The organism is Mycolicibacterium chlorophenolicum (genome assembly GCF_001044235.1).
GTDB classification, from domain to species: domain Bacteria; phylum Actinomycetota; class Actinomycetes; order Mycobacteriales; family Mycobacteriaceae; genus Mycobacterium; species Mycobacterium chlorophenolicum.
Genome location: NZ_JYNL01000045.1, coordinates 1 through 8,301, shown reverse-complemented (window position 1 = coordinate 8,301; position 8,301 = coordinate 1). Strand labels below are relative to the sequence as shown.

The window sequence follows — 8,301 nt, the reverse complement described above, 5'->3', positions numbered from 1 at the left end:
AAGAATGACCGTCCAAGATCGTGGCAGCGCCCGCCTGGCCAAACTGTTGTCTGACCCGCAACGTGCAGCTCGCGTGGCTGCCATCCGCGAGCAGATGAACCAGCCCGGCCCCGATTCGCCCGGTCTCAACGACCGGAAAACAGCACCGCGCAGCATCACGGTCGACGATCTTCACCGCGCCGCCGACGCCGCCAACGACGTGAACAATTCCGACGTTATGGACGCCGCGTGGCGGCGCTCAACGTGATGTGCCTGCGCTGATGCGCTAAATCGGCAGTGCTGCAAGGGCTCTCGATATACGACGTGAAAGCTTGTGCACGCCAACGTCGGTGTCGGGTTTTAGGCTTGGAGGCATGTACCCGAGCTCAGGCGCACCCGGGGCGGGGCCTGTACACGCCTCCCAACTGCTGCCCCCTCACCAGCGAAGCGGTCGAGGATTGCCGTTACGACTGGCATTGGTGGCGGTACTCATTTCCACCGCTGCTCTGGTGGTTGCTCTGATCGGATTAGTCCGTGAGCCCGATCAAATGAGTCAGGCCGAGACAGCACCGCCCGCGACAACCACAGGGGCCACCGATTCGGGTGACCAGGCACTGTGCGACGAGATCGCGCCGCTGATCAAAGAAAGTTCGAGAAACAAGACAGATTTTACGGGGCTAGGCGAACCGGGTTCCCCGGAACGCAACGCGGGAATTCCCAATTTTGTTGACAAGACTCAGGACTGGTCCTCTCGCGCACAGGAAGTGCTCGACGCGCACGCCGAACCACCGCGATATCTGACTCGTACGCTGCAACGCTATATCGACGACCTACGGCTGTTCGTCGACGGACTGCGCCCCGGACCCTCACCCGATTCTGATCGAGCAATCTGGACAGATGGCGTTGCGGCTCTCAACGGACCCCTTCAAGTATGCGCGGCGCTAGGAGTTGAACTATGGCAGCGGTAGTACCAACCTCGGCCGGTTCCCGCTCGATGCCTTCGCGGCCGTACTCGCCGCGCATTGCGGGGCCAGCGTGGCCCCGGACTTCACCGGAAGCATGGTTGGAAACCACGAATGCCCTTCAACAAAAGAGCGTCGACCTCAGTGCGTCGGCAGCGGCGATTCGGAGGGCGGTCGATGAGCTTGGCAGCTCAAACTTCGGACAGACAATCGACGCCATGTCTGAGCGTGGCTACCGCACAGCACAGACAGTGACCAATCAATCGGATCTATACGGTGACATGGCCAAAGCCGTCAAAGAGAGCGCTGAGCTGATCTGGCACGCTCAAGATCGGATCGACGAGATCGACCGTAAAGCCCACGAAGAAATCGACCAACTCAAACAACAATTCGCCACAGCAGCATCATCTTTGGGAGCGGGCCCCGCCGCGGCAGCACTCTACGCAGCGGCCGAAGCCATCATCAACGCCGCCGCCGCCGAAGCGCTCGGAGCGGCCACCGATACGGCCGCCGCCATCGGCGAGCAAGCTGCCCATATAGGCGGCCACCCGGGAGGCGCAGTTGGAAGCAGCGAGAATCCGACACTGCAAGGAATCAGCCAACAAAGCGGATCCGGTACCGGAGGAACGACCGCCGATGGCGGACCCACAGGTACGTCGCACAGCACGCAACCCTTCAGCTACGGGCGGGGCGAAGAGCAGCCACCACGCGCTGCCGAGTTAGAACCGGGAGTTGACGGCTCAGAAACACCAGCTGCCGGCGACGACACAGCATCGGACGGGCCAAGCCCAAATGAGCAGAGCCCGGGGGGCGCGAATCCCGCTACCCCGGCAACCGCAGAAGGGACCACACCAAAGGCCGAGCCACCCACCGCAGACTCTCTAGAAGGCACTTTGGCGGAAACGCCGATGCCAATGGCGTCGATGACTACACCGGCGGGCGGCGGTGGGGTGTCGTCTGCAAGCACTGGCGGTGGTGGGTTGAAGATGCCGGGGTCGGGTGGCTTGTCGGGAACTGGGTCTGTTTCTCCCGTCAGTAGCGCCGGTGGATTGGGTCCTGGTGGGGTGAATCCGACGGCGGGCTTGTCGTCGATGCCGGCGGGCGCTGGCCTGCCATCTGCGGCGAGTGCAGGGACGCCGACGCCGCCGTCTGATTTCTCACGAGGGTTCAAGGCGGGGCTGGCGGGCGGTGGTTCAGTGCTGCCTCCGCCGGTGGCCCCGCCCCCGGCGCAACCGTCGAGTTCTACGGCTGGCGCCTACGGGGTGGCGAGTGTTGGGGGTGCGCAATCGGTGCCGGCTGGTGGTGGTCCGGTGGCACAGAGTGCGCCGGCAGCGTCTGCGGGCGGATCAGCGCCGCCAGGGGGGCCGGTGGGGACACCGATGGTGTCACCGGCACTTGCGCCCGGGGGTCTGTTGCCGCCGTTTAACTCCGACATTGCGCCGCGCCAGGTGTCTGCAGCGTCTGCGTCGTCGGCCCCACCTGGTACACCAGCAGCCCCGGCGTCGTCGGCTGCGGGTGGGCCGGGAACACCGCTGCCTCCCGGAGTGGTGGCGCCGGGAAGTGCGGCGGCTGCTGCGGGTGCGGTGGCGGGAGCGAAATCGGCCGCGCCTGATCCGTTGCTGGCCGACGCGTGCGCGTTGGTGGAGGAGCTGATGAGGGCTTCTCGCCAGTACGGCACCATCGATTGGTGTGTGGGGGTGTTCGAGACACCTGCGAAAACCCTGACAGTAGTGACGTCCGGCGAGGGCGCGGGGTTCATCCCGGCGGGGGTGCATCTACCTAAAGGGGTGGAGTCGTTGTTCTCAGATGCAGGTCTGGACAATGCTTTTCGGCGTCGTTGGTTCGGCTGGATCAACCCGGCGCAGACCATGGTGGCCTATGCGCAGTCCGTGACCGCGCTGGATCCGAATATTGAGCTGTGGGCAGTAGCGGTTTCGACAGGGTTCGGTGGATCGGCACAACCCGCACGCGCGGCCGGTGTGCCGCACTATGCCGACTGCCCGATGCAGACTACGGATACGCCCGCCGGGGTGGGTGCGGTGCAGCCGCCGTTGGATGAGACCCGGCTGCACCGCTTGCAGGCCCTCAATCCGGTCAGCTATGCGCAGCTGAGCAGCGCAACCCCGGTCGATGTGCGCGAGTCCCTGGAGATCACCCGCCAAACCGCCTATGTGACGTTCACCCAGGCCAGTGAACTCCTGGCACTGCCGATACCGCCGCTGCTGCGCGAAATCGCCACTCACCTCGACCGCGGCACCGCCATCACAGAATCGCAGTGGGACGAACTCGCTAGTGCCGTGCTACCGATGGCGATCACCGACAGCTCGGGGCAGCGGCCCGGCCGGATCGGCACCGACACTGAAGCGTCGTCGTACGCGCGAGTGCAGCACAATCTGGCCCGGCTCGCGGAGTTGCTGTTGTTGTGGCGCCACGGCGTCCCCGATCACCGCGAGGTCGTGTATCTGGCTCACCACGTCGCGGCCGAGCGCCAACTGTGGACCGGCCAGGCACACGCTGCGGGGCAGCGAGGAACAGCGTGACTGGGCCAGCGGCCAGCGACGCGTGGGGGCGGCTGGAGCAGGCCGCCGAGGTCACAATTTCCGCGGCCGCCGCGGCGATGACCTGGGCTGGCGCCGATGAGCGTGGTGTTCTGGCTCGGGTAGCAGCAGCGAGCGCGAAGGACATGCTGGTGTCTCGCATGGTCGCCGAGTCCCTTGCCAGTCGTGATTGTCCGCGGGCGTTCACACCAGCCGAGGAAGCCACTTTTGAGGCCACGCCCGGTTGGGTGCTGGCGGCACTACCGGCGTGGTTGGCCCCGGAGTGGGCGGCAACGGTACGCGCCGCGTTTAGCGACTCGATCCGTCGATGCGAAGAGGCGCGGCACGCCAATCAAGGGACGGCCGAATCGACTCGCAAGTCGGCATTGGAGACGATTCTGCAATGGACAGAGAGCTCACTTCCGCTGCTGCGAATTGAAATGGCCTCTCGCGTAGCAGTTTCCACGCGTGCGTGGGCGCCACCAGTCGGCTGACGCTTCTTAGAGTTCGAGGCCGCCGACGTCGCGGCCGCGGGAGCGCGATCGTGATCGTTCGGTGCTGCGTTCCAGTCCGGCGCGTAAGCGTTCGTAGGCCTGTTGGCGGCTCTCTTGGGTGCGGGTGTGGTCGCGCCAGGCGGCCTGCCAGGTGCCGCGGCGTTGTTCGTGGAGGTCGAGGACATGGCCGATGATGTCGGGGAGGTGTTCGCGGGCGGTGTGTTGGGCTTCGGCGTGCATGGTGCAGGGGCGGTCGTCGTTGGCCAGGATCGTCTGGAGTGCGTGTGCGGCCGTGTGTTTAGTGCCGCGACGGGCGATATGCATCCCCGCCGTGGGGGCGCTGTGTTCGTGGTCGGCTTCGCCGCTGAAACGGGTGTAAAGGTAGGCGTGGTTGGTCTGGCGGCCGCGGCTGAGCCCGACGTAGGCCTGGGCGCGGGAAGCGGTCTCGCCGAGCACGGTGTGGGCGGTATCGACGGTGACGCCTTGCGCGGCGTGCACGGTGACGGCGTATCCGAGGTGAACGTGCTGGCGTAGGTAAGCGCCGTCGAACAGGACGCGGGCTTTGTCGGTGAGCCGTTCGGCGGCGACCCGGTTAGATTTTTCGTCGACGCCGGCTACCCGCCACCGATTGCCGTTGCGCACCTGATCGACGGTCTGGCCCTCACGATGGTGGGAGCCGCGGTGCACCGTGATGGTGGGGTCGTTGTCGCGGCTGACGATGATGTCGCCGACCCGCACCTCTTGGTCGCGGGCCACCTGAGCAGTAGGTCCCTCAGTGGTGAGGGTGTCGTGGAGGCGCTGGTTGAGCGCATCGGCGATATCCCAGGTGTCGCAGACAAGCAGGGCGTTCTTTCCGGCGGAACGGTCATCGAGGTAGGCAGCCATCGCGTCGGCGGCCATGCTGACCTGATCGCCGGTATGCAGACGGCCGTGGCTGCGGTACCAGCCGACCGCTCTGCGCAGCCGGTTGCCGCGCCCATTGCGGATCGCCAGGGAGGCGTCGCGTTCGGCCGGGTCGTGCATGCGCCACACCTGCGAAAGCCGCTGAGTCCAAGGCAGCTCGGCACAGAGTTGGTCGAACATGCCGCCGCGGGCTTTGACCGGGGCGAGTTGATAAGGGTCCCCGACGAGCACGGTTTTCGCGCGGGCAGTGGTGGCGGTCTCCAGCAGTTGGCGCAGCTTGGGGGTGGCAACCATGGACGCCTCATCGACGATCACCACGGTGCGGTCATCGAGGGCCAGGGCGCCGGTGTCGAGCTGGTGGAGAGCTTTGTCGAGGGTCATCCCGTGATCGCCGGCGCCGTCCGCCAGCGCTTGATCGACCGCGGTCCCGGTCGGGGCGAGCACCAGCACCTCTTTGTTGGCGCGGTGGGCGGCGGTGCGCAGGGCTTGCAGGGAGTGGGTTTTGCCGGCGCCGGCGGGCGCGGAGAGCGGATTGACCAGCCACGGTGACGTCCCGATCGCGGCCACCGCGCGCGCCTGATCGGCCGACAGCGCGGCCAGCTCGCTCGAGCGCACATCCAAGCGCGCACGGCCATCGGTGGCGCTGGCAGCGTCCAGGGTGCGCATCTCCTCGTCGACGAGCGCGGTGAGGGTGTATTTCTCGTGTCCTTCGCGCTCATGTGCGGTGCGCGGTGCGCTCACGCGCAGACCGATGCGCTCGGCGATGTTCTCGATGTGCGCCCGCACATCGAGGCCTTCACCAGGGGTTTCGTCGTAGGGGATGACCGCGCCGATCAGTTCGACGACATCCGCGCGGGTGAACGCAGCCTTGTCGATGCGCGCTAGCGCGGCAGCGATGCGCGCTTGACCGGAGTGTGCGTGTGTGCGCCGCGCATCGCGCGCGGCGAAATGCGCGTCGCGGTCTAAGTCGAGACCGCGCGCGTCTGCGCGCCACAACTGTTTGAGTTCTTCCCAGGCGAGCTGCTCGGGTTTGGTGGGCCGGGTGGCTTTCTGCGCGGTCGCCAACTGCGCGGCGGTCGGCTCACCGTCGACGACCACCAGGTTGTCCTTGGCCCATTCCCGCAGCCGCGTCGACCGCTGCGACCACGCCTTAATGCTTGCGGGAGTGACGCCGGCGATCTCAGCCATGCCGGAATGTTCATCGACGGGCTGCCATTCGAAGCCCCGCTCGGCGTGCAGCTCGTGACGCAGCGTGGCCTGGTAGATGATCCCGGCGGCCTTGGCTTCGTGATACAGCGACTTGGAATCAATCGACACCAACCGACCATCAGCCCTGACCTGTCGATTCGGCACGATGACATGGGTGTGCAGATGCGGGTCCCCACACCGGCTCGTCTCATGCTGATAGGCAATCCCCACCAGCCCGGGCAGCCGCTGCAGATCCTTCATCCCCGTGACCCGGTTGTGCACCCGCGTGTACCCAGCGTGCTCATGCAGGTAGGTCATCGCGGCTTCGACGGCATTGACGTGGGCGTTCTGCATGACCTTCTCGGCCACGTCATCGGTCAGCGACCGCAGCAGCGACACACTCTTGGGCGCGGCGAACATCAGGTCAAACCCGTGCACCCCGTTGGTCCCGAACGCACGCCCCACCTCCCCATTCGGGGTCACCCCGTCGTCGAGCCACCGCGCCGCTACCTCGGTGTCAGCAAACCCGCCATCGAGCGCAGCGCCGTTCAATCCGGTGGCCTCACCGACCGCGCTCTTGTCCCCGACGACGATCCACGTCGGGACCCGGGTGTCGCCTTCGGAGTAGTACTCGCCCAGGCCGCCGCCGGCGGCTTGGCGGTCCATCGAGGCCTGGCGGGCCTGATTAGCGGTGTCGTTGTAGTAGCCGATGCTCCAGCGCGACAGCCGCGAGATCGTCAGCACGCGCCCACCGCCACCAGACCACCTCACCAAGCCCGACAGGCCGCCGCCAGGCGGCCGGGGTTCGGGCGCGCCAGCGCCCGAAACCGAGTATTGCACACCTTGTGCCAATGTGCCGGTCTGTATCTGCCTGGGAGACAGAGGGTTTGATGGTTGGCTTGGAAGCATTGGTAGTGGGCTATGGACCATGAAGGGTTCAGGTTCGGTAGGACTGTTTGAAGTTGCGTTGAGGAGTATTGATTGAGGTTTTGAGACCTGGAGGTGTGTTGTTGAGGAACGTGACGACCCGGGAGCCCGCACATTGCGGGCAGCTAGGACGGACTGTCTTCGCGTCGCCGGCACGACCGCGTCGACGCACGAATACTGGGTTGGTGGAGCACCACTACGGTTGACTCCGATGCGCCGTCATTACGGGCGGTGCCAACCATCGCCGCGGTCAGACACGACTAAGTCTCTGACCGAGTGCCGCGGGAAGTCACATGCTAGCTAACACGCCAAGGAGCAAGCTGCCGCACTTGCGTACCATCGCGGCGACACGAATACGGCATGCAGCTCCTGGATCACTTTCCGATCTATCGTCACGGTCGTGAATATCTCGCCGCCTATCCATGAGCTGTGTGACCAATGCGCGGCCGCGCTAACAAATGGCCGTCCAGGCCAGACGTTCAGCGTCACTCACGCCGGGATACAGATCGCCCACCTCCAGCTCACCGGCCAGCGTCGATCCCGCAGCGTGCCGCCTCCGCGCCACCCGGTGGCGCCAGAGTCAAGGCCTTCTATCCGGGAACGATTTGACGGCATAGCTGAGCTCCGTGAGCGCCGAAATAGGGCCTAAATCAAGTCGTCGCTGCGAATCACGCTGGGTTTAGTGGAGGCGCTGATGGGCCCCGGTTCGCTTCGAGCGAATCGCAAAGGCAGGCCAAGTGAAATTGCTGCGCCGAGGGTCTGCTTGCTCACGGTAACGTCGGATGAGCCATCACAGCCGCCACGAGGGAGGGGTCGTGCCGAACACTGTTCGCGTGGTTCCGGAAGATCTGCATCTGTCCGCTGCGACCGTGGACATGCATGCGGACACTGTCCGGGTGAAGCACGCAAGCGCTGATGGCCGGATCGAGGGCGCGCAGCGTGGACTCCCGGCGGGCTCAGCAGCCGTGTTGATCAGCACAGTCGCGAAATGGCAGGCCGTTAGCACAGCGCTCTTCGCGCGGATGGTCGACCACAGCACGGGCCTTCGGACCAGCGCCACGGCCTACGTGACCACCGATACGAACAACGGGGCTGAAGTGCAGGCGGCGGGTAACCAGATCCGGCCCGATATCAGATCCTAATCCTCGGGCCGCATGACCGTTTCCATCGAGGACATCGACCGCTGGGTGGCTGTGTCAACCCGATCTGGGACCACGATGACGGCCTGACTGGGACCCACCTGGCACCGGCTAATCACGCCCTTGGTCTCGGTGGTCACTGCCGAGTGGCGAGGGCTATAGGTATCTGCAG

At 65.5% G+C, this 8,301-nt stretch carries 5 protein-coding genes; 4 read left to right on the top strand and 1 reads right to left on the bottom strand.

Annotation, left to right across the window (positions count from 1 at the left end; translation table 11 throughout):
• The 3 genes from MCHLDSM_RS36270 to MCHLDSM_RS39530 form a co-directional block, all read left to right on the top strand.
• Nucleotides 1-247, top strand: a 247-nt coding sequence (locus MCHLDSM_RS36270; RefSeq protein ID WP_048471459.1) for a hypothetical protein, incomplete at its 5' end; no start/stop codon positions are given.
• Between the two features lie 211 nt (nucleotides 248-458).
• Nucleotides 459-947, top strand: a complete 489-nt coding sequence (locus tag MCHLDSM_RS36265; RefSeq protein ID WP_234714111.1) for a hypothetical protein — start codon at nucleotides 459-461, stop codon at nucleotides 945-947.
• Nucleotides 948-2,485: 1,538 nt separating this feature from the next.
• A complete protein-coding gene (locus MCHLDSM_RS39530; RefSeq protein WP_234714110.1) occupies nucleotides 2,486-3,481 on the top strand; it encodes an EspK C-terminal domain-containing protein in 996 nt (331 codons plus the stop codon).
• A 497-nt stretch (nucleotides 3,482-3,978) separates the two neighbouring features.
• On the opposite strand, the gene mobF is transcribed toward MCHLDSM_RS39530, so the two are convergent.
• Complete coding sequence (mobF, locus tag MCHLDSM_RS18660; protein ID WP_048471457.1) at nucleotides 3,979-6,807, bottom strand: MobF family relaxase; 2,829 nt, start codon at nucleotides 6,805-6,807, stop codon at nucleotides 3,979-3,981.
• A 998-nt stretch (nucleotides 6,808-7,805) separates the two neighbouring features.
• On the opposite strand from mobF, the gene MCHLDSM_RS18655 reads away from it, so the two are divergent.
• A complete protein-coding gene (locus MCHLDSM_RS18655) occupies nucleotides 7,806-8,132 on the top strand; it encodes a hypothetical protein (protein ID WP_131722657.1) in 327 nt (108 codons plus the stop codon).
• The last annotated feature ends 169 nt before the right edge of the window (nucleotides 8,133-8,301 follow it).